Here is a 22704-nt window from a genome sequence, read left to right as displayed (position 1 = left end):
GGGAAAGACCGATGAAATATCTTCAGATCGACCATGTCTCCAAGACCTTCGTGAAGGGTCCCAAGCAGACCCATGTCCTGTCTGACATCACCCTGACCATCGACAGGGGCGAATTCGTCAGCATCATCGGCCATTCCGGCTGCGGGAAATCGACTCTGCTGAACCTGATCGCCGGCCTGACCGAGGTGACGACCGGCGCCATCATGCTGGACGGCCGCGAGGTCAACGCGCCGGGTCCCGACCGCGCGGTCGTGTTCCAGAACCACAGCCTGCTGCCCTGGTTGACGGTCTATGACAACATCAAGCTGGCGGTCAGCAAGGTGTTCGGTACGACGAAATCGCGGGCCGAGCACCACGACTGGATCATGCAGAACCTGGACCTGGTGCAGATGAGCCATGCCGCCGATAAGCGGCCCGGCGAGATCTCGGGCGGGATGCGCCAGCGCGTGGGCATCGCCCGGGCCTTGGCGATGGAGCCCAAGGTCCTGCTGCTGGACGAACCCTTCGGCGCGCTGGACGCGCTGACCCGCGCGCATCTGCAGGACGCGGTGATGGACATCCATGCGCGCCTTGGCAACACGATGATCATGATCACCCATGACGTGGATGAGGCCGTGCTGCTGGCCGACCGGATCGTGATGATGACGAACGGCCCCGCCGCCACCATCGGCGAGGTGCTGACCGTGCCGCTGGCCCGCCCGCGCGACCGCATCCGGCTGGCCAGCCATCCCGACTATGTCCGCGCCCGCGAAGGCGTGCTGCGGTTCCTCTATGAACGCCACCGCTTCGTCGAAGCCGCGGAGTAGACCCATGACAAAGAATCTTGTGGTGATCGGCGCGGGCATGGCCTCGGGCCGGATGCTGGAGCATCTGTTCGACCAGGCCCCCGGCCAGTGGAACGTGACCCTGTTCAACGCCGAGCCGCGCGGCAATTACAACCGGCTGATGCTGTCGCCGGTGCTGTCGGGCGACAAGACCTATGACCAGATCGTGACGCATGACGCGGCCTGGTATGCCGCCCATGGCGTCGCCTGCCGCTTTGGCGAAAGCGTGACCGCAATCGACCGTCAGGCCCAGGTCGTCCACGGCGCGAACGGGCCTGTGCCCTATGACGCGCTGGTCATCGCGACCGGATCGGCCCCCTTCATCATCCCGCTGCCGGGGCACCGGCTGCCCGGCGTCGTCGCCTATCGCGACCTGGAGGACACCAACGCCATGATCGCCGCCAGCCGCCCGGGCGCGCGGGCGGTCGTCATCGGCGGCGGTCTGCTGGGGCTGGAGGCCGCCGCCGGCATGGCGGCCCGCGGCACTGATGTCACGGTGATCCACCTGATGGGCCATCTGATGGAACGCCAGTTGGACCCCGCCGCAGCCTATCTGCTGCAGCGTGATCTGGAAGGTCGCGGCATCCGCGTCCACTGCAAGGGCGCCACCAAGGCGATCCTGGGCACCGACCGGGTCGAGGCGGTGCTGCTGGAGGACGGGACCGTCTATCCCGCCGACCTGGTCTGCATGGCCGTGGGCATCCGCCCCGAAACGCGGCTGGCCAATGACGCGGGGCTGGAGGTCGCGCGCGGCATCACCGTCGATGACCAGATGCGCAGCAGCGATCCGGCGATCTTTGCCCTTGGGGAATGCGTCGAACATGACGGGCAACTGTTTGGCTTGGTCGCGCCGCTCTATGATCAGGCCAAGGTTCTGGCGGCGACGCTGGCGGGGCGGGATGCCGCGTTCCGGCCCGTCCAGACCGCGACCAAGCTGAAGGTCACCGGCTGCGATCTGTTCAGCGCGGGCGATTTCGCGGATGCGCCTGGCCGCGAGGACATCGTGTTCCGCGACCCCGGCCGCGGCATCTACAAGCGCCTGATCCTGGAAGGGGACCGCCTGATCGGCGCCGTGATGTACGGCGACACGGCCGACGGGACGTGGTTCTTTGACAAGATCCGCACGGGGGCGGACATCTCCCCCGACCGCGACACGCTGATATTCGGTCCCGCCTTTGCCGGAGGGCCCGGCGCGGACCCTCTGGCAGCCGTTGCAGCCTTGCCGCCTGAGGCGGAAATCTGTGGCTGCAACGGCGTCTGCAAGGGACAGATCACCGCCGCCATTCAGGGCGGCGCGACGACACTGGACGCGGTGCGCGGCCTGACCAAGGCCAGCGCCAGTTGCGGCACCTGCACGGGGCTGGTGGAACAGGTCATGGCGCTGAGCCTGGGCGACGGGTTCGCGGCCAACGCCAACCCGCCGATGTGCAAATGCACCGATCACACGCATGAGGACGTCCGCCGCCTGATCAAGTCGATGGGGCTGAAGTCCATCCCGGCGGTGATGCAGGAGCTGGGCTGGCGCAGCGTCGGCGGTTGCGCCTCCTGCCGTCCGGCGCTGAACTATTACCTGATCGCGGATTGGCCGCTGGACTATCGCGACGATCGGCAAAGCCGCTTCGTGAACGAACGCAACCATGCCAATATCCAGAAGGACGGCACCTATTCGGTCGTCCCGCGCATGTGGGGCGGCGTCACCACCGCCGCCGAACTGCGCGCCATCGCGGACGCCGCCGACCGATACGCGGTGCCGATGATCAAGGTCACCGGCGGCCAGCGCATCGACCTGCTGGGCGTTCGGAAAGAGGACCTGCCCGCGATCTGGGCCGATTTCAACGAGGCGGGGATGGTGTCGGGGCATGCCTATGCCAAGGGCCTGCGCACCGTGAAGACCTGCGTGGGCCAGCAGTTCTGCCGTTTCGGCACGCAGGATTCGACAGGCTTGGGCATCCGGCTGGAAAAGCTGCTCTGGGGGTCATGGACGCCCGCCAAGGTCAAGCTGGGCGTGTCCGGCTGTCCGAGGAACTGCGCGGAGGCGACCTGCAAGGATATCGGCATCGTCTGCGTGGACAGCGGGTTCCAGATCAGCGTGGCGGGCGCGGCCGGCATGGACGTGCGGGAAACCGTGCCGCTGCTGACTGTCCCCGACGCGGATGCGGTCTGCGACGTGGTTGCGGCCTTTGTCCAGTTGTACCGAGAGAACGCGCGCTATCTGCACCGCATCTACAAGTGGGTGGACAAGGTGGGGCTGGACTGGTGCCGCGACCAGGTGGCCGACCCCGCGATCCGCGCCGCGCTGGTGGCGCGCTTTGCCGAAAGCCAGGCGATCTATCAGGCCGACCCCTGGGCGGATCACGCCGCCCGCCCGGCCGATTGGGCGCCCGTCGCCGACCTGACCCTGAAGGCCGCAGAATGAGGAGATCCGCATGAGCCGGTTCATCGACATCGCCGCGCTGGACGACATCCCCCGTCAGGGCGCCCGCGTGGTCCGGACGCCACTGGGCTGCGTGGCGGTCTTTCGCACCGCCGACGACCGCGTCTTTGCGCTGGACGACCGCTGCCCGCACAAGGGCGGACCGCTGTCCGAGGGGATCGTTCACGGCGCCCAGGTCACCTGCCCGCTGCACGGCTGGGTCTTCGACATGGCCACGGGATCGGCGCAGGGGGCCGATGAGGGGCGCGTGGCCACCTATGCCGTGCGCTGCGAAAACGGTCGGGTGCTGCTGGATGCCGCCTTCCTGTCCGGGCGCAGGGCGGCATGACGGCGCCGGTCCGGACGACCTGCCCCTATTGCGGGGTGGGCTGCGGGGTCTTGGCGACGCCGGACGGGCAGGGCGGGCTGCGGATCGCGGGCGACCCCGATCACCCTGCCAACCGCGGCCGTCTTTGCGTCAAGGGCGCCGCTCTGGGCGAGACCCTGGCCACCGCCGGACGCCTGCTGACCCCGCGCATCGGCGGGGCCGAGGCCGGCTGGGACCAGGCGCTGGACCTGATCGCCGACCGCTTTGCCACCGCCATCCGCGATCACGGCCCGGATTCTGTGGCGATGTATGTTTCAGGCCAGCTGCTGACCGAAGATTACTATGTCGCCAACAAGCTGATGAAGGGCTTTCTCGGCAGCGCGAATATCGACACGAACAGTCGGCTCTGCATGGCCTCCAGCGTGGCGGGCCACCGCCGCGCCTTCGGGTCCGACACGGTGCCGGGTCTTTACGAGGACCTGGAACTGGCCGATCTGGTGGTGCTGACCGGCTCGAACCTGGCCTGGTGCCACCCGGTCCTGCATCAGCGCCTGATGGCCGCCCGCGCCGCCCGCCCTGACATGCGCATCGTCGTCATCGACCCGCGCCGGACCGCCACCTGCGAGGGCGCCGACCTGCATCTGCCGATCGCGGCGGGGGCGGATGCGCATCTGTTCAACCTGCTGCTGTGCCACCTGTTCGACACCGGCCGGATGAACGCCGATTTCCTGCCCCATCTGGCGGGGCTGGACGCGGCGTTGGAGGCTGCGCGGGACAGCCGTCCTGCCGCGACGGGGCTGGACCCGCAGGACCTGGCGGCCTTTCTGGACCTGTGGGCCGGGGCTGAGAAGGTGGTCACCGTCTATTCCCAGGGCATCAACCAGTCCGACAGCGGCACGGACAAGGTGAACGCGATCCTGAACTGCCACCTGGCCACGGGGCGCATCGGGCGGCCCGGCATGGGTCCCTTCAGCGTCACCGGCCAGCCCAATGCCATGGGCGGGCGCGAGGTGGGCGGCCTGTCCAACATGCTGGCCTGCCATCTGGAGCTGGAGAATCCCCGCCATCGCGCCGCCGTCCAGACGTTCTGGAACGCGCCGCGCATGGCACAGCGGCCCGGCCTGAAGGCCGTGGACCTGTTCCGCGCGGTCGAGGACGGCCGCATCAAGGCGCTGTGGATCCTCCACACCAACCCCGCCGTGACCATGCCCGAGGCCGACCGCGTCGCCCGCGCCATCGCTGCCTGCGACTTCGTCGCGGCCAGCGAGGCCTGGCCCGATACCGATACGGCGCGGCTGGCGGATGTGCTGCTGCCGGCTGCCGCCTGGGGCGAAAAGGACGGCACCGTCACCAATTCCGAACGCCTGATCAGCCGCCAGCGGGCGGCGCTGCCGCCGCCGGGTCAGGCCCGCCCAGATTGGTGGGCATTGGCCCAGGTCGCGCAGCGCATGGGGTTACAAGGCTTTGACTGGTCCGGACCGGCCGGGATCTTTGCCGAATATGCCGCGCTGTCCGGCGTCGCGGGCCGGCTGGGCAGCGACTTCGACATCTCGCAACTGGCGGGGGTGAACTACGATCGGATGTCGCCGGTCCACTGGCCACAGGGACCCGCGCAGCGCGGCGGCCGGTTCTTTGGCAGCGGCCGGTTCCACACGGCCGATGGGCGCGCGCGGATGGTTCCGGTCCGGGCAACCCTGCCTGTGCGCGACCCGGAGGGCGTCCTGCTGAACACCGGCCGCATCCGCGACCAGTGGCACAGCATGACACGCACGGGCCTCTCTCCGCGCCTGTCGCGGCACCTGGCCGAGCCCTATCTGGAGCTGCACCCGCAGGATGCCGAGCGGTTCGGCTTGGCCGGTGCCGACCTGGTGCAGTTGCGGAACGACCACGGCCGGGCGGTGCTGCGGGTGATGATCAGCGACCGGGTGGCGCCCGGCCATCCCTTTGCGCCGATGCACTGGAGCGGCCAGACGGCACCCACCGGCCGCATCGACGCACTGGTTCCAGGGCTGACGGATCCGGCCTCTGGCCAGCCGGCCAGCAAATCCGCCCCGGTCCGGCTGGCCCGCTATACCGCGGCCTGGCACGGATATCTTGTGACCACGCGGGATGTTGCGCCCGATTGCGGCTATTGGGCCAAGGCGCGGCTGGCCGGGGGTTGGCAGCTGGAGCTTGCCGACAGCGTCACCCCGGTTGACTGGGTGGCCTGGGCCGTGGCGCTGCTGGATCTGGGCCAACCGTCTGTCCTGCTGCAGGACAGCGCCCGGGGGCGGCACCGGATGGCCTTTCACCGCGACGGCAGGCTGCAGGCGGCGCTGTTCATCGCGCGCGAACCGGTGCTTCTGTCGCGCGACCACCTGGTCGGGCTGCTGGACCGCGAAGCGCCGCATGCGCTGGCAGGCCGTCCCTCGGCGGACATGCCGGATCCGGGGCCGACGATCTGCGCCTGTCTGAATGTCGGGCTGAACACCATCCGGCGGGCCTTGGCTGGCGGAGGCCTGAACAGCGTCACGGAAATCGGGCAGGCCTTGGGAGCAGGCAGCAATTGCGGATCCTGTCGGCCCGAACTGGCGGCGCTGCTGGCCTGTGCCCAAATGCCCGCGGCGGCCGAATGACAGGGGTGGCAGCACCGAAGCGTGAACAAATGCATTCTTGACAAAAACCAGCAGGGAATTATGCGGGCGCATCCTTCGTCTTTATCCAAGGGCATCCCCGCATGTTTTTCTCTGCTTCGGGCCTGCGCGGCTTCGGGAACAGCCCCTGCCTGATCACCCGGAACGGCGTGATGACCTATGCCGAACTGGCCGATGCTAGCGCCCGGTTCGCCGCCCGCCTGCCGGCGCAGCGGGGGCTGGTGGCTATTGAGATGCTGCCGACCCCCGTGACCGTCGCGGCCTATCTGGGCGCGCTGCAGGCCGGCCATGCGGTCATGCCCCTGCCCGCAGGCCAGCCCGAGATCGCCCGCAAGCTGGAGGGCCGGTTCCGCCCGGCCGTCAGCTGGCGCAGCACGGGCGATCGCAGCCGGCTGATCTTTCACGAGCACGCGGCAGGGGTGCATGGCGACCTGGCGCTGCTGCTGTCCACATCCGGCAGCACGGGCGAGGGGCGGGGCGTCCGCCTGTCGGCCGGTGCGGTCGAGGCCAATGCCCGCAGCATCGCGGACTACCTGCGGATCGCGCCCGGGGATCGGGCGGCGCTGGTCCTGCCGCTGCATTATTCCTATGGCCTGTCGGTTTTGCATTCGCATCTGGCCCAAGGCGCCAGCCTGTGGCTGGACACCGGCTCGGTCGCCGCGCCGGGGTTTCTGGCGGCGCTGGAGACGTCGGGGGCGACCAGCCTTGCCGGCGTGCCGCATCATTTCCGGCTGCTGGCCGCGGCGGCGCAGGCGCTGCCCCCGCGCCTGTCCTGCCTGACGGTCGCGGGCGGCGCCATGCCGCCTTCCGAAGTGCGGCATTGGGCCGATGTCATGGCCGCCCGCCAGGGCCGCTTCGTGGTGATGTATGGCCAGACCGAGGCCACTGCCCGCATCGCCTATCTGCCCCCCGAACAGGCCGCCAATGTGCCCGATGCCATCGGGCAGGCCATTCCCGGCGGCAGCCTGATGCTGCGCGATGAGACCGGGCACCCGATCGACCGCCCCGACATGGAGGGCGAACTGGTCTATCGCGGACCGAACGTGATGATGGGCTATGCCGAAACCGCCGCCGATCTGGCGCGCGGCCCGGACCTGTCCGAGCTTGCGACCGGCGATCTGGCGCGCCTTGGGGCGGACGGCTTCTACCGGATCACCGGGCGGCTGTCGCGCATGTCCAAGATCGCGGGACTGCGCATCGGCCATGACGCGCTGGAACGCGCCCTGGCGGATGCGGGGCATCAGGTCGCCGTCTGGGGCAATGACGACACGATCTGGATCGCGACGCCGCATCCCTCGGACGCGCTGGCGGCGCAGGCCGCGCAGCTGGCCGGCATCGGGGCGCAGCATGTGGTGACCGTGGCCTGTGCCGAATTTCCGCGCCACCCGAACGGCAAGATCGACTATCCGGCGCTGCGGCGCCTGGCCCGCCCCCCGGCCCGCAGCGCCGACCTGCTCCAGGTCTTTGGCCGCACCTTCGGCCGCACGGTCAGGCCGACCGACAGCTTTGCCAGCCTTGGCGGGGATTCGCTGCAGCATGTGGAACTGTCGCTGATGATCGACCAGCGCCTTGGCGGATTGCCGGCCGGATGGGAGCAGATGCCCGTCGCGCAGCTGATGCGCGCGCCGGGCACCCGCAAGAGCCGCATCCCGATGGATGTCCTGGCGCGCGGGCTGGCGATCATGGCGGTGGTGACCGCGCATCAGACGAACTGGCCCGTCTATGGCGGGGCGGCGGCCATGATGATCCTGCTGGGGATGAGCGTCGCGCAGCATCGCCGGCAGGCCTTGGCCGCAGGCGATGCCCTGGGCTTCCTGCGGCCGGCCCTGAGGGTCCTGCTGCCCTATTTCCTGGTCCTGGCAGGCTATGCGCTGGCCTGGCAGCAGATGCCCTGGGCCTCGGTGGCGCTGATGGGCAACCTGGCCCTGACCGTGCCCGAGACGCATCTGATGCTGCCCTATCTCTACTGGTTCGTCGAAGCCTATATGCAGATCAGCCTGCTGGTGCTGGTCATGTTCTGGCCGGGTCGGATGCGACGATGGCTGTCGTCCGCGCCCTTCGCGACGGGTCTGGCGATGCTGGCGCTGGCCATGCTGATGCGCGTGACCCTGCCAGAGTTCTGGCCGCTGCCCTCGGGGCGGTCGCAGTTCTCGGTGCCATGGGTCTTTTATCTCTTTGCCTTCGGCTGGTGCATTGCCACCGCCGCGACCCGCAGCCAGCGGGCGCTGGTGCTGCTGGCCGCCGCGATCGCCATGCCGCTGGTGGCCTGGCTGGGCGGCAACTGGTTCGGCGGCTGGATCAAGTACCTAAGCCTCCTGGCCCTGATGGTCGCGCTGCTGCATGTCCGCGCCGTCCCCATGCCCCGGCCGCTGGTGCGTGGCTTCATGCACCTGGCGCAGGCGGCCTTCCCGATCTACCTGCTGCACCGGCTGGTGCCCGAGGTGCTGATGCCCCTGCTCGACCTGTCGCTGTCGCAGCCTTTGACGGATGCCGTCGCCATCACGGGGGGCATCGGCCTGGGCGTCGCGGCCGGGCGGGCGCTTGCCTGGCTGTCGCAACTGCCGGCGGGCCGGAACGGCCTGTTCGGCACACGCAAATCGGCCCCCTCGGCAGAAAGGCTGGGCGCGGTGGATCGGAAACTTGCCGGGAACATCTAGCTTGGTGGAGCCGAGGGGAATCGAACCCCTGACCTCGTCATTGCGAACGACGCGCTCTACCAACTGAGCTACGACCCCATCGCTGCGATAGATCGCGTCTTGCGCGGGCCTTGTCAAGGGTCTCGGTGGCACGCCGGACGACGGCTGTGCGGGGACCGGGCACCCTCGACGGGGTGCCCGGTGCGGCGCTCATTCCGCGGCCTCGGCATAGGTGCCCAAGGGCGGGCAGGTGCAGATCAGGTTGCGGTCGCCATGGGCGTTGTCGACGCGGCCCACGGGCGGCCAGTACTTGTCAACGCGGAAGGCGCCCGGCGGAAAGCAGCCCTGTTCGCGGCCATAGGGGCGGTCCCATTCGCGGACCAGATCCTCGACCGTGTGGGGGGCGTGGCGCAGCGGGCTGTCGGCGGCGCTGATGCGGCCCTCGGCCACTTCGGTGATCTCGGCGCGGATGGCAAGCAGAGCGGTGACAAAGCGGTCGATCTCAGCCTTTGTCTCGCTTTCCGTCGGCTCGACCATCAGGGTGCCGCTGACCGGCCAGCTCATCGTGGGCGCGTGAAAGCCGTTGTCGATCAGCCGCTTGGCGATGTCGTCGACGGTCACGCCATGTTCGGCAAAGGGCCGCGTGTCGATGATGCACTCATGCGCCACCCGCCCGCGGTTGCCCATGAACAGGATCGGATAGGCCCCGGCCAGCCGCGCTGCGATATAGTTCGCGTTCAGGATCGCCACGCGCGTGGCCTGGGTCAGCCCGGCGCCGCCCATCATCAGGCAATAGGCCCAGCTGATCAGCAGGATCGACGCCGATCCATAGGGCGCCGCCGACACCGCACCGATCCCTCCCTGCGGATCGCCCGGCAGGTACGGCGCCAGATGCGCCTTCACCCCGATCGGCCCCATGCCGGGGCCGCCGCCGCCATGCGGGATGGCAAAGGTCTTGTGCAGGTTCAGGTGGCTGACATCGCCGCCGATTTCCCCCGGCTTCACCAGACCGACCAGCGCGTTCATGTTCGCGCCGTCGATATAGACCTGCCCGCCATGTTCATGCGTGATGTCGCAGACCTGCCGGACGGTGTCCTCGAAGACGCCATGGGTCGACGGATAGGTGATCATCACCGCCGCCAGCCGGTCGCCCGCCTTGGCCGCATGTGCGGCAAAATCCTCCAGGTCGATGTCGCCGTTCGGCGCCGATTTCACCACCACCACCTGCATCCCGCACATCTGCGCCGATGCCGGGTTCGTGCCATGCGCCGATACCGGGATCAGGCAGATGTCGCGCTCCTCGCCCCGCGCCTTGTGATAGGCCTGGATGGTCAGCAGCCCGGCATACTCCCCCTGCGCGCCGCTGTTCGGCTGCATGGAAAATGCGTCGTATCCGGTGATCACGCACAGCTTCTCGGTCAGGTCCGCGATGGCCTCGTGATACCCGGCCGCCTGGTCATGCGGCGCGAACGGGTGCAGCGCACCGAATTCCGGCCAAGTGATCGGCATCATCTCGGCCGCGGCGTTCAGCTTCATCGTGCAGGACCCCAGCGGGATCATCGCCCGGTCCAGCGCCAGGTCGCGGTCCGACAGGCGGCGCATGTAGCGCATCATCTCGGACTCGGCCCGGTTCATGTGGAAGACCGGATGGGTCAGGTAATCGCTCTCGCGCAGCAGGTCCTCTGGGATCGCCGGATCGGTCGCCGCAGGCGCCGCATCGGTGATCCCGAACGCATCCAGCAGCCGCGTGATCACACCCGCATCGGTGGTCTCGTCGACGCTGATGCCCACGCGGTCGCGGCCGACGCGGCGCAGGTTGATGCCCCGATGCCGCGCGGCGGCCAGAATCCCCGCCTGACCCACGCCCACCTTGACGGTGATCGTGTCAAAGAACGCTTGCGGAGCCACCTCCGCCCCGGCTGCCCGCAGCGCCTCGGCCACGGTCACCGCATGCAGATGCACCCGCTGCGCAATGGCGCGCAGGCCCTCCGGCCCATGGAACACCGCATAGAACCCCGCCATCACCGCCAGCAGCGCCTGCGCGGTGCAGACATTGCTGGTGGCCTTCTCGCGGCGGATGTGCTGCTCGCGCGTCTGCAGCGACAGGCGCAGCGCCTGATTGCCGGAACTGTCGATGCTGACGCCGACGATGCGTCCCGGCATCGCCCGCTTCAGCGCGTCGCGGCAGGACATGAAGGCCGCATGCGGCCCGCCATAGCCCATCGGCACGCCGAAACGCTGTGACGATCCGACGGCGATATCGGCGCCCATCGCGCCCGGCTCGCGCAAAACGCACAGCGCCAGCAGGTCGGTGGCGACGATGGCCAGCGCACCGGCCGCGTGCAGCGCCTCGATCTCGGGCGTCAGGTCGCGAACATGGCCATAGGTGCCGGGATACTGGAAGACCGCGGCAAAGACCTGATCCGCCACCAGATCATCGACCGAGCCCTTGATGATCCGGATGCCCAGAGGCGCCGCCCGCGTCTCGATCACGCTGATCGTCTGCGGGTGCAGGTCATGGGCGACAAAGATCGCATCCGCCTTGGACTTCGACTGCCGCCGCGCCATGGCCATCGCCTCGGCCGCCGCCGTCGCCTCGTCCAGCAGCGATGCGTTCGCCACCGGCAGCCCGGTCAGATCCGCCACCATGGTCTGGAAATTCAGCAGCGCCTCCAGCCGCCCCTGCGCGATCTCGGGCTGATAGGGGGTATAGGCCGTGTACCAGGCCGGGTTCTCCAGGATGTTCCGCTGGATCGCAGGCGGCGTGACGGTGCCGTAATACCCCTGACCGATCAGGCTGGTCATCACGCGGTTCTTGTCCGCCACCTCGCGCATCCGCGCCAGCAGCCCCGCCTCGGACAGCGCGGGCCAGTCCAGCGCATCCGCCTGCCGGATCGCCGCGGGCACGGTCTGCTCGATCAGCTGGTCCAGGCTCTCGGCCCCCACCACCCTCAGCATCTCCTCCATCTCGGACGGAGACGGCCCGATATGGCGGCGGTTCGCGAAATCGTCGGGGTTGTAGTCTGTCGGGTTCCAGCGGCCCATGGCGCCTCCATCAGGGGCGCGCGCGGCCCCTTCTTTGTTGTGAAAATACCCACTGGGGGTCCGGGGGGCGCAGCCCCCCGCTTTCGCCGGACCGCCAGGCCCGGCAGCGGCTCAGCCGACCAGCGCCTTGTAGGCCTCCTCATCCATGAAGCCCTCGGTGGCGCCGGCATTCGCAGGCTTCAGCCGAAAGAACCAGGCCGCCATCGGATCGCCGTTCACGTCGCCTGGATTGTCCGCCAGCGCCGCGTTCACCGCCGTGATCCTGCCCGCCACCGGGGCCACGATGTCGCTGGCAGCCTTGACGCTCTCGATCACCACGATCTCCTCGCCGGCAGCCACCTCGCGCCCCTCCTCGGGCAGCTCGATGAAGACGACGTCGCCCAGCTGGTCGCTGGCGTGGCGGGTGATCCCCACGACGATCTCGTCACCCTCGGCGCGCAGCCATTCATGATCTTCGGTGTATTTCAGCATGGAACAGTTCCTCAGCGTTTATAGGACGGGGTGACGAAGGGCAGGGCGCAGACGATGACGGGCAAGCGCTTGCCGCGCAGTTCGGCCCAGAGGGTCGTGCCCTCGGGGATATCGGCGGGGATCAGCGCCATCGCGACCGGCCCCCCGACCGAGGGGCCAAAGCCGCCCGACCGGACCGTCGCCACCGGCTCGCCCCCGGCCTCTCCGGCAAAGATCTCGACCCCCTCGCGGATCGGCGCGCGACCTTGGGGGCGCAGGCCGCGGCGCAGGATGGACGGCCCTTCGGCCAGTTCTGGCAGCACGCGATCGGCGCCCGGAAACCCGCCCGCGCGGGCACCGCCGCTGCGCCGGGCCTTGGGGATCGCCCAGCCCAGCCCCGCCTCGGCCGGCGTGACGCCCTCATCCATGTCGTGGCCGTAAAGCGGCAGCCCCGCCTCCAGCCGCAGGCTGTCGCGGGCGCCAAGGCCGATGGGCGCCACCTCGGGCTGCTCCAGCAGGGCTTGGGCGAACACCTCCAGCTGCGCCTCGGGGACCGAGATCTCGAACCCGTCCTCCCCGGTATAGCCCGAGCGAGAGATCCACAGCGCCGCCCCCTGCCAGTCGATGATCCGACTGTCCATGAAGCGCATCTGCGTGGCGGCAGGCACCAGCCGCGCCAGCGCCGCCTCGGCCTTCGGGCCCTGCAGCGCCAGCAGCCCGCGATCCGCGACCGGCTCGACCCGAATCCCCGACAGGGTGTGAAGATGGTCGATGTCATGTTCGGCCCGCGCCGCGTTCACCACCAGAAGGTAATGATCCCCGCGATGGGCGAACATCAGGTCGTCCAGAATGCCGCCCGCATCATCGGTGAACAGCCCATAGCGCTGCCGCCCCTCGGGCAGCCCCAGCACATCCGCCGGGATCAGGCTTTCCAGCGCCAGGGCGGCGGTCTCGATGCGGCCATCCTCGGGCCAGACCAGGACCTGGCCCATATGCCCCACGTCGAACAGCCCGGCCTCGGCGCGCGTGTGCAGATGTTCGGCCATCACGCCCATCGGATATTGGACCGGCATCTGCCAGCCGGCAAAGGGCACCATGCGGGCGCCCAGCTGCTGGTGCAGAGCATAAAGGCCGGTCCGGCGGTCGGGCTGCGGGCGGATCGTGTCGGCCATCGGGCCTCCTCAGAATGCTGCCGGGCAGCCGGCATCGGTTGGACGAGGGACGGCCCCCCGCACGACGATGCCCCCTCTGTCCCTGCCCGCCCCTGAACACAGGGTATAGGCGCCTGAGATCGTTATCCCTTCGGCGGGCCTTGCGGCCACTCTCCAGAGTTTCTGCGGAAGACGGTCCTTTTGCCTGAGAGTTCGCCGGGGCGGCTGCTCCTTCGGCCCCGGCGCCTGGCCGGTGTCTCCCGAATTCCTGACTCTCGTGCTAGCCGCAGGCGCGGGCCTAAGCAAGACTTTTGTCGCAATCGATGAATGAAACGCCGCTTTCCGGCCGTGATCGTCTGCAGGGTCCGGCGGCACCGCAACATGCAGGACCCCTCGCCGCCGCTGCTGGCAGCGCCACAAGGGCAGGGGGATTCATCTAAGATTTTCCGACCGCAGCAAGGCTCCGGCGCCCGAGCGTCAGCCGCGCGGAAAGACAAAGACCCGGTCGCGCCGCAGCATCAGCCACATGGGCGTGCCCGCCGGCGGCAGAAAGACGCCCGGCACCGTGGCGTTCAGGGCGATCGCGCCCTGGTCGGTGCTGAACTCGACCAGCGACTCGCGGCCCAGATAGCGCGCCCGGGTGACGCGGGCGCGGGCGGCGCTGCCGTTTTCCGCCGTGGGCGCGGGACCCTGGCCCGCGCGGTCGAAATCCAGCTTCAGATGCTGGGGGCGGATCACGATCTCGACCTCGGCCCCGTCGGGCAGGCCCGGCGTCAGGAACTGGCCAAAGGGCGTGTCGGTCAGCGCCCCCTGCACCCGGCCCGTCAGGACGTTAATGTCGCTGAAGAACCCCGCCGCCTGCCGGTCCACCGGCGCATTGTAGAGGTTGTAGGGCGCCCCCTGCTGGACGATCCGGCCGCCGCGCATCAGCAGGATCTGGTCGGCCATGCGCATCGCCTCGTGCGGCTCGTGCGTGACCAGCAGGACGGCGGTGCCCTCTTCCTTCAGCAGGGCCAGCGTCTCGTCGCGGATGCCGTCGCGCAGGCGCTCGTCCAGTCCGCTGAAGGGCTCGTCCATCAGCAGGACGCGCGGCCGTGGCGCCAGCGCGCGCGCCAGCGCGACGCGCTGCTGCTCGCCCCCCGACAGCTCGTGCGGATAGCTGTCGATGTGGCGGCCCATCTGCACGCGGTCCAGCAGCTCGGCCACCCGGCCGCGATGCGCCTTGAAGCCGCCGGCCAGCCCGAAGGCCACGTTGTCGCGCACCGGCAGATGCGGGAACAGCGCGAAATCCTGGAACATCAGCCCGATGGCGCGGCGCTCGGGCGGGACGCGGACGACCGTGTCGCAGATCAGCTGGCCGTCGACCAGGATGCGGCCGCTGTCCTGCATGTCCACGCCGGCGACGATCCGCAGCGTGGTCGATTTCCCGCAGCCCGAGGGCCCCAGCAGGCAGGCGACCTGGCCCGCCTCGACGCGAAAGCTGACGTCGTCGACGACGGGGGCCCCGTCAAAGGCGCGCACCAGGTTCTGCACTTCCAGTCGGGCAGGCGTCGTCACGATCCGGTCCAAGCCTTTCGGTCGGGTTCCGCCTGCCCTAGCAGGGGCAGGCCAGCCCCGCAACCGCGCGTCAGATCGTCAGGTTCACCGCGCCGCCGTCCAGCAGGATGTTCTGCCCGACGATGAAGCGCGCCTGCTGGCTGCACAGAAAGGCGCAGGTCGCGCCGAAATCCTCGGCCGTGCCATAGGTGCCGGTCGGGATGGTGGCCTGCCGGCGGCGGCGCGCCTCGTCCAGGTCGATGCCCTCCTTCTCGGCCACGCCGCGGTCCAGGCCCACGGCGCGGTCGGTGGCATGGATGCCCGGCAGCAGGTTGTTCACGCAGACACCGCTTGCCGCCACCTGCCGCGACATGCCGGCCACGAAGCCGGTCAGCCCGGCGCGCGCGCTGTTCGACAGGCCCAGCACCGCGATCGGAGAGCGCACCGATTGCGAGGTGATGTTGACGACCCGGCCCCAGCCCCGCTCCATCATGCCCGGCACCAGCGCCTGCATCAGCGCCACCGCCGACAGCATGTTGGCGTCCAGCGCGCGGACAAAGTCGTCGCGGCTCCAGTCGCGCCAGTCGCCGGGGGGCGGGCCGCCGGCATTGGTGACCAGGATGTCGGCATGACCCACCGCCTCCAGCACGCGGGCGCGGCCGGCCTCGGTGGTGATGTCGGCGGCGACGGGGATGACGGTCACGCCGTGGCGCTCGGCGATCTCGTGGGCGGTGCGGGTGGTCTCGGCCTCGGTGCGGCTGTTGATGACCAGATCGACCCCGGCGGCGGCCAGCGCCTCGGCGCAGCCCCGGCCCAGCCCCTTGGAGGCGGCGCAAACCAGCCCCCGCTTTCCCCTGATCCCCAGATCCATCGCATCCTCCTGTCCCGTTCGGCGGGCAGGAAACGCGGCCCGCGCGGCTTTGTCAAACGGGAAGGGCCGGGGGTGGGGCGGGGGGCGCAGCCCGCCGCGGCAGGGCCAAGGGCTTCGGCGGCCCCCGCCAGGCCGCCCCCTCAGCGGGCGATGGCGTCGCGGATCGCGCGCATGTTGGCGCCATAGACCTGCGCCTTCTCCACCGACCCGCCCTTGAAGACCGCCGATCCCGCAACCAGCACATCGGCGCCGGCCATGGCGACCAGCGGCGCGGTTGTCGGATCGACGCCGCCATCGACCTGGATGTGGATCGGCCGGTCGCCGATCATGCCGCGCAGGCGGGCGATCTTGTCGACCTGGCTGTGGATGAACTTCTGCCCGCCGAAACCCGGGTTCACGGTCATGACCACCACCATGTCGCACAGGTCCAGCAGGTATTCGACCGCCTCGACCGGGGTGCCGGGGTTCAGCGCGATGCCGGCCTTCTTCCCCGTCGCGCGGATCGCCTGCAGGGTGCGGTGCGGATGCGGCCCCGCCTCGACATGGGCGCTGATCATGTCCGCGCCCGCCTCGGCATAGGCCTCGATATAGGCGTCCACCGGCGTGATCATCAGATGCACGTCCATGAAGGTCTTCACATGCGGCCGGAACGCCTTCACGGCCGGGGGGCCAAAGGTCAGGTTGGGGACGAAATGGCCGTCCATCACGTCGACATGGACCCAATCCGCGCCCTCGGCCTCGATGGCGCGGATCTCGGCGCCGAAATTGGCGAAGTCGGCGGACAGGATCGACGGGGCGATCTTGATCGTGCGGTCAAAGCTCATCGGGATCTCCTGGGGCTATTCCGCCGCCGCCTGCCTGCTTGCACGGTCCACGTCAAGCCCGCCCTGAAAGACGCGGCTGGCGCGGATGTCGGGCGCGGTCAGCGTGGACAGCGCGGCCGCATCCAGCGGACCCCGCGCCTCGTTGAACAGCCGGTTCGCCTGGCGCAGCCGCGCCCGGTCCAGCGCGTTGCGGATGGACCGCGCATTGGCGAAATGCGGCTGGTGGCGCCGGGCCGCGACATAGGCCGCCATCGCCTCGCGCGCCGGATCGTCCAAAGCATAGTTCTGCCTCCGCAGCATCCCCTCGGCGATGACCAGCAATTCGTCATCGCCATAGTCCGGAAACTCGATGTGATGGGCGATCCTCGACCGAAAGCCGGGGTTCGAGGCAAAGAACCGGTCCATGCGGTCGGCATAGCCCGCCAGGATCACCACCAGGTCGTCTCGGTTGTTTTCCATCACCTGCAGCAGGATCTCGATGGCCTCCTGGCCGTAATCCCGCTCGTTTTCCGGACGGTAAAGGTAATAGGCCTCGTCGATGAACAGCACGCCCCCCATCGCCTTCTTCAGCACCTCCTTGGTCTTGGGGGCGGTATGGCCGATATACTGGCCCACCAGGTCGTCGCGCGTCACCGTCACCAGATGACCCTTGCGGACATAGCCCAGCCGGTGCAGCAGGTCGGCCATGCGCAGGGCCACGGTCGTCTTGCCGGTGCCGGGGTTGCCGGTGAAACTCATGTGCAGGGTCGGGGTCTCGGTCGCCAGCCCCATCCTGCGGCGGGCCCGGTCGACCAGCAGCAGGGCCGCGGTCTCCTTGATGCGCGCCTTGACGGGCGCAAGGCCCACCAGCGTGCGGTCCAGATCCTCCAGCACCTCGCGCACGCCGCTTTCGGCAAAGCTGGCGGCCAGGTCGACATGGGTGGGGCGGTCGTCTTCGGTCATGGGAAAACCCTCGCGGCGGGAAAGGGAACCGGGCAGCGGGGAGCGCGCCGCCCGGCAGTGCCTCAGGCGTAGCGGGCGCCTTCGGGTTCGCGCATCGCATAGCTCTCGATCGTGTAGCGGACCACGCGGCCCTCGCCCTCCTGCCGGACCAGGCGGAAGCCGGGCTCCACGGCGGGGCGGTTTACGACAAAGCTCATGCGGATCGACTCCCATCCGGGCGAGGCGTCAAAGGCGATCACCCGGATATACGTGCCGCCGTGCAGCTTGCGGCATTCGTTCACCTCATAGACCACCGCCGCCGCGTCCGGACTGTCGAACATCGGATGGCCCCACATCTCCCAATAGGTGTTGCGGGGATGGGGATCGTCGGTCCATTCGACCGACACGGCCCAGCCCCTGTCGATGGCATATTGCGCCTGCAGGCGGATGTCGTCGTCCGACAGGTCGGGAAGGAAGCTGAACTGGCCTTGGGTCATCTTCATGGTCGTCTCCTTACATCGACACTTCGGGGGTGGGCGCGAAATCGGGGGCGTCGGTCGAGGCATAGTTGAAGGACACGTCCTTCCACACATCCAGCGCCTGCTTCAGCGGCGTGCAGGTGCGGGCGGCGGCGCGCAGGATGTCCTCGCCCTCGTTCCAGATGTCGCGGCCGGCATTCCTGGCAAAGACCATCGCCTCCAGCGCGACGCGGTTGGCCTGCGCGCCCGCCGCGATCCCATGCGGGTGGCCGATCGTGCCGCCGCCGAACTGCAGGACCACGTCCTCGCCCAGATAGGTCAGCAGCTGGTGCATCTGCCCAGCATGGATGCCGCCAGATGCCACGGGCATCATCTTGTTCAGGGACGCCCAGTCCTGGTCGAAGAAGATCCCGTTCTCCAGCGCCATCGGATTCCGTTCCTCGCGGAAGATGTCGTAATATCCCTTGGTCGTGGCGGGATCGCCCTCCAGCTTGCCCACCACGGTGCCGGCATGCAGGTGATCGACGCCGGCAAGGCGCATCCATTTGGCAATGACGCGAAAGCTGACGCCGTGGCTGCGCTGGCGGGTATAGGTCGAATGCCCCGCCCGATGCAGATGCAGGATCATGTCATTGTCCCGCGCCCATTTGGCCATCGACTGGATCGCAGTATAGCCGATCACCAGGTCGATCATCACGATCACCGACCCCAGCGACTTCGCAAACTCGGCGCGGGCATACATCTCCTCCATCGTGCCCGCGGTGATGTTCAGATAGGTGCCCTTGACCTCTCCGGTCGCCGCAGAGGCGCGGTTCACCGCCTCCATGCAATAAAGGAACCGGTCGCGCCAATGCATGAAGGGCTGGCTGTTGATGTTCTCGTCATCCTTGGTGAAATCGAGGCCCCCCTTCAGCGCCTCATAGACGACGCGGCCATAGTTCCGCCCCGACAGGCCCAGCTTGGGCTTGACCGTGGCGCCCAGCAGCGGGCGGCCATAGCAGTTCAGGCGCTCGCGCTCGACCACGATGCCGGTGGCGGGACCCTGAAAGGTCTTCACATAGGCCACGGGCAGGCGCATGTCCTCCAGCCGCAGGGCCTTCAGCGGCTTGAAGCCGAAGACATTGCCGATGATCGAGGCCGTCAGGTTGGCGATGGAGCCGCCCTCGAACAGGTCCAGGTCATAGGCGATATAGGCAAAGAACTCCCCCGGCGCATTGGGGACCGGGTCCACGCGATAGGCCTTGGCGCGGTACTTGTCGCAGGCCGTCAGGCGGTCGGTCCAGACCACGGTCCAGGTCGCGGTGCTGCTTTCGCCCGCCACCGCCGCCGCGGCCTCCACCGCGTCCACCCCGTCCTGGGGCGTGATGCGGAACAGCGCGATGATGTCGGTGTCCTTGGGGGTATAGTCCGGCTCCCAGTATCCCATCTGGGCATATTTCAGGACGCCCGCCGAATAGCGCTGCTTGGCATCCAGCTTCGTGTTGGACATCTCGTTCATGGTATCCTCCCTTCAGGCGGCTTTCGCGCCGGTGATGGCCGGGTCCAAGGCCCCCGACACATAGCGTTTGGCCATCTCATCCATCGCGATGACCTTGATCTGGTGGGCCCGCCCCGCTGTGCCGAACCGCTCGAAGCGGTCGCGGCACAGATCCGTCAGTTCCTTCATGGCCGGGATCAGGAATTTGCGGGGGTCGAATTCGGACGGCATGTCGCGGGCGACCTTGCGGAAATGCCCGGTCATCGCCATGCGGCAGTCGGTGTCGATATTGACCTTGCGCACGCCCATGCGGATGCCGCGCTCGATCTCCTCGACGGGCACGCCCCAGGTCTGGGGCATCTCGCCGCCCGCATCGTTGATCAGGTCCTGCAGGTGCTGGGGCACGCTGGAGGATCCGTGCATGACCAGATGCGTGCCGGGCAGGCGCCGGTGGATCGCCTCGATCACATGCATGGCCAGGATGTCGCCGTCCGGCTGGCGCGTGAACTTGTAGGCGCCGTGGCTGGTCCCGCAGGCGATGGCCAGCGCATCGCAGCCGGTCCGCGCCACGAAATCCACCGCCTGGTCGGGGTCGGTCAGCAGCTGGCTGTGGTCCAGCTTGCCCTCGGCACCCGATCCGTCCTCGGCCGCGGCCTCGCCGGTTTCCAGACTGCCCAGCACGCCCAGCTCGCCCTCGACCGAGGCGCCGACCGCATGGGCCGCCTCGGCCACCTTGGCGGTGATCGCGACGTTGTAGTCATAGTCGGCAGGCGTCTTCATGTCCTCGTGCAGCGACCCGTCCATCATCACCGAGGTGAAGCCGTGGCGGATCGCCGACATGCAGGTGGCCAGGTTGTTGCCGTGATCCTGGTGCAGGCAGATGGGGATGCCGGGGTTCATCTCTGCCAGCGCCTCGACCATGCGGCGCAGCATGATGTCGCCGGCATAGCTGCGCGCGCCCCGGCTGGCCTGAAGGATCACCGGCGCATCCACGCCGGCGGCCGCCTTCACGATGGCCAGGCCCTGTTCCATGTTGTTGATGTTGAAGGCGGGCACGCCATAGCCATGCTCGGCGGCATGGTCCAGAAGCTGCCGCAGCGTGATCAACGCCATCATTGCTCTCCCTTGATCAGGTGCTTGGCCAGGTCCGCCACGGCCTGCGCCGTGATGCCGAAATGGCGGTAAAGTTCGGGCGCGGGGGCCGAGGCGCCAAAGCCCGTCATGCCCACGAACCCGTCCTCGGGGCGCAGGAACAGGTCCCAGCCCTGGCGGATGGCGGCCTCGACCCCGATGCGGGGGGCGTCGCCCAAGACGCCCTGGCGATAGGCGCGGTCCTGCCGCGCGAACAGCTCGAAACAGGGGGCCGAGACGACGGCGGCATGAATGCGCGCCCCGGCCAGCAGGTCGGCCGCGGCCAGGGCGATCTCGACCTCCGACCCGGTGGCGATCAGCGTCACGTCGCGGGCGACCGGGGTGGCGCGCAGCACATAGGCCCCGCGTACGCTGCGGTTCGCGGCCTCATCCTCGATCCGGACGGCCGGCAGGTTCTGGCGCGACAGGCACAGGACCGAGGGCGTAGCGGGCTGCGTCAGCGCGATCTCCCAAGCCTCGGCGGTCTCGACCGCATCGGCGGGGCGCAGGACCAGCAGGTTCGGAATGGCCCGCAGGGCAGCGACCTGCTCGACCGGCTGGTGGGTCGGACCATCCTCGCCCAGGCCGATGCTGTCATGGGTCATCACATGGACGACCGGCACCCCCATCAGCGCACCCAGCCGGATCGCCGGCCGGGAATAGTCGGCAAAGGCCAGAAAGGTGCCGCCATAGGGAATGAACCCACCATGCAGCGCAATGCCGTTCATCGCGGCGGCCATGCCATGCTCGCGGATCCCGTAATGGACATAGCGGCCGCCGAAGTCGTCCCGGCTGACAGCAACCATCCCCTTCGTGCGCGTGTTGTTCGACCCGGTCAGGTCCGCGCTGCCGCCGATCGTGTGGGGCAGGGTGCGGTTCACCACCTCCAGCGCCATCTCGCTGGATTTGCGAGTGGCGACCTTGGGCCGGTCCGCGACCAGTTGGTGGCAGTATTCGGCGATGGCGCCGCGCAGGGCCGCCGCATCGGGCGCGGCCTGGGCGGCCAGGAAATCCGCGCGCCGGTCCGACGCCTCCAGCCGCGCCGTCCATTCGGCCCGCGCCTGCGCCCCGCGCTGGGCCACCGACCGCCAGGCCCGGGTGACATCCTCGGGGATCTCGAAGGCCGGATGCGGCCAGTCCAGCGCCAGGCGGGCACCGGCAATCTCCTCGGCGCCCAGGGGCGATCCGTGAACCTCATGGCTGCCCTGCTTGGTCGGTGCGCCCCTGCCGATCACCGTCCTGCAGGCGATCACCGACGGGCGGTTGTCGGCCCGCGCCGCCTCGATCGCAGCCGCCACGGCCTCGCGGTCATGGCCATCGACGGCCTGCGCATGCCAGCCGGCGGCGGCAAAGCGCGCCTTCTGGTCGGTCGAGGTCGACAGGTCCGTCCCGCCGTCGATGGTGATGCCGTTGTCGTCCCACAGGACGATCAGGCGGCCCAGGCCCAGATGGCCGGCCAAGTCGATGGCCTCGTGGCTGATTCCCTCCATCAGGCAGCCGTCGCCCGCGATGACATAGGTCCAGTGATCGACCATGTCGCTGCCCCAGCGGGCCTGGGCCATGCGTTCCGCCAGCGCCATGCCGACCGCGGTGCTGATCCCTTGTCCCAGGGGACCGGTCGTGACCTCGATCCCCTTGGCATGGCCGTATTCCGGATGCCCCGCGGTGCGCGATCCAATCTGCCGGAAGGCGCGGATCTGGTCCATGCCCATGTCATCGTATCCCAGCAGGTGGTTGATGGCATAGACCAGCATCGAGCCATGCCCCGCCGACATGACAAAGCGGTCGCGGTCGGGCCAGCGATGATCACCCGGGTCCACCCGCAGAAAGCGGTGGAACAGCACCGTGGCCACATCCGCCATGCCCATCGGCGCGCCGGGATGGCCGGATTTCGCGGCCTCGACCGCGTCCATCGCCAAGGCGCGGATCGCAGTGGCCATCCGCGTCTCCTGCGCGGCATCGATGCGGGTCATCTGGTTCATGGC

At 68.8% G+C, this 22704-nt stretch carries 16 protein-coding genes, 1 tRNA gene and 1 riboswitch; of the genes, 5 read left to right on the top strand and 12 right to left on the bottom strand.

Annotated features, from left to right (window positions below; translation table 11 throughout):
- The first annotated feature begins 11 nt into the window (after nt 1-11).
- The 5 genes from ACZ2G3_RS15970 (at nt 12) to ACZ2G3_RS15950 (ending at nt 8855) form a co-directional block, all read left to right on the top strand.
- Nucleotides 12-806: an ABC transporter ATP-binding protein gene (locus ACZ2G3_RS15970; protein ID WP_470396958.1), complete on the top strand. Its 795-nt coding sequence runs from the start codon at nt 12-14 to the stop codon at nt 804-806.
- Between the two features lie 4 nt (nt 807-810).
- Nucleotides 811-3240: a nitrite reductase large subunit NirB gene (nirB, locus tag ACZ2G3_RS15965; protein ID WP_470396957.1), complete on the top strand. Its 2430-nt coding sequence runs from the start codon at nt 811-813 to the stop codon at nt 3238-3240.
- A 10-nt stretch (nt 3241-3250) separates the two neighbouring features.
- A complete protein-coding gene (gene nirD / locus ACZ2G3_RS15960; protein ID WP_470396956.1) occupies nt 3251-3586 on the top strand; it encodes a nitrite reductase small subunit NirD in 336 nt (111 codons plus the stop codon).
- The gene (locus tag ACZ2G3_RS15955) at nt 3583-6180 is read left to right on the top strand and encodes a molybdopterin-dependent oxidoreductase (RefSeq protein WP_470396955.1); all 2598 of its coding nucleotides are present in this window, start codon (nt 3583-3585) and stop codon (nt 6178-6180) included. Before nirD ends, ACZ2G3_RS15955 begins: the two co-directional genes overlap by 4 nt.
- Nucleotides 6181-6281: 101 nt before the next feature.
- A complete protein-coding gene (locus ACZ2G3_RS15950; RefSeq protein ID WP_470396954.1) occupies nt 6282-8855 on the top strand; it encodes an AMP-binding protein in 2574 nt (857 codons plus the stop codon).
- A 2-nt stretch (nt 8856-8857) separates the two neighbouring features.
- On the opposite strand, the gene ACZ2G3_RS15945 is transcribed toward ACZ2G3_RS15950, so the two are convergent.
- The 12 genes from ACZ2G3_RS15945 to tkt form a co-directional block, all read right to left on the bottom strand.
- Nucleotides 8858-8933, bottom strand: a tRNA-Ala gene (locus tag ACZ2G3_RS15945).
- 111 nt (nt 8934-9044) lie between these two features.
- The gene (gcvP, locus tag ACZ2G3_RS15940; RefSeq protein WP_470396953.1) at nt 9045-11879 is read right to left on the bottom strand and encodes an aminomethyl-transferring glycine dehydrogenase; all 2835 of its coding nucleotides are present in this window, start codon (nt 11877-11879) and stop codon (nt 9045-9047) included.
- 111 nt (nt 11880-11990) lie between these two features.
- Complete coding sequence (gene gcvH, locus ACZ2G3_RS15935) at nt 11991-12347, bottom strand: glycine cleavage system protein GcvH (protein WP_470399171.1); 357 nt, start codon at nt 12345-12347, stop codon at nt 11991-11993.
- Between the two features lie 14 nt (nt 12348-12361).
- Nucleotides 12362-13501 carry a glycine cleavage system aminomethyltransferase GcvT gene (gcvT, locus tag ACZ2G3_RS15930; RefSeq protein ID WP_470396952.1) on the bottom strand — a complete coding sequence of 380 codons (1140 nt, stop codon included), beginning with the start codon at nt 13499-13501 and terminating at the stop codon, nt 12362-12364.
- 162 nt (nt 13502-13663) lie between these two features.
- A riboswitch (glycine riboswitch) is annotated at nt 13664-13753 on the bottom strand.
- 204 nt (nt 13754-13957) lie between these two features.
- Nucleotides 13958-15037, bottom strand: a complete 1080-nt coding sequence (locus ACZ2G3_RS15925; protein WP_419268477.1) for an ABC transporter ATP-binding protein — start codon at nt 15035-15037, stop codon at nt 13958-13960.
- Between the two features lie 70 nt (nt 15038-15107).
- Nucleotides 15108-15887: an SDR family oxidoreductase gene (locus ACZ2G3_RS15920; protein WP_470396951.1), complete on the bottom strand. Its 780-nt coding sequence runs from the start codon at nt 15885-15887 to the stop codon at nt 15108-15110.
- A 140-nt stretch (nt 15888-16027) separates the two neighbouring features.
- Nucleotides 16028-16711: a ribulose-phosphate 3-epimerase gene (gene rpe / locus ACZ2G3_RS15915; protein WP_419268473.1), complete on the bottom strand. Its 684-nt coding sequence runs from the start codon at nt 16709-16711 to the stop codon at nt 16028-16030.
- Between the two features lie 15 nt (nt 16712-16726).
- Complete coding sequence (gene cbbX, locus ACZ2G3_RS15910; protein WP_470396950.1) at nt 16727-17653, bottom strand: CbbX protein; 927 nt, start codon at nt 17651-17653, stop codon at nt 16727-16729.
- A 62-nt stretch (nt 17654-17715) separates the two neighbouring features.
- The gene (locus ACZ2G3_RS15905; RefSeq protein WP_470396949.1) at nt 17716-18135 is read right to left on the bottom strand and encodes a ribulose bisphosphate carboxylase small subunit; all 420 of its coding nucleotides are present in this window, start codon (nt 18133-18135) and stop codon (nt 17716-17718) included.
- A 10-nt stretch (nt 18136-18145) separates the two neighbouring features.
- Complete coding sequence (locus ACZ2G3_RS15900; RefSeq protein WP_470399169.1) at nt 18146-19600, bottom strand: form I ribulose bisphosphate carboxylase large subunit; 1455 nt, start codon at nt 19598-19600, stop codon at nt 18146-18148.
- 21 nt (nt 19601-19621) lie between these two features.
- The gene (fba, locus tag ACZ2G3_RS15895; protein WP_470396948.1) at nt 19622-20701 is read right to left on the bottom strand and encodes a class II fructose-bisphosphate aldolase; all 1080 of its coding nucleotides are present in this window, start codon (nt 20699-20701) and stop codon (nt 19622-19624) included.
- The gene (tkt, locus tag ACZ2G3_RS15890) at nt 20701-22692 is read right to left on the bottom strand and encodes a transketolase (protein WP_470399167.1); all 1992 of its coding nucleotides are present in this window, start codon (nt 22690-22692) and stop codon (nt 20701-20703) included. Before tkt ends, fba begins: the two co-directional genes overlap by 1 nt.
- Nucleotides 22693-22704 lie beyond the last annotated feature (12 nt).

Source organism: Paracoccus sp. KKT209 (assembly GCF_055635455.1).
Note: the sequence above shows the minus strand (reverse complement) of the source record. Positions and strands in the feature narration are given on the sequence as shown.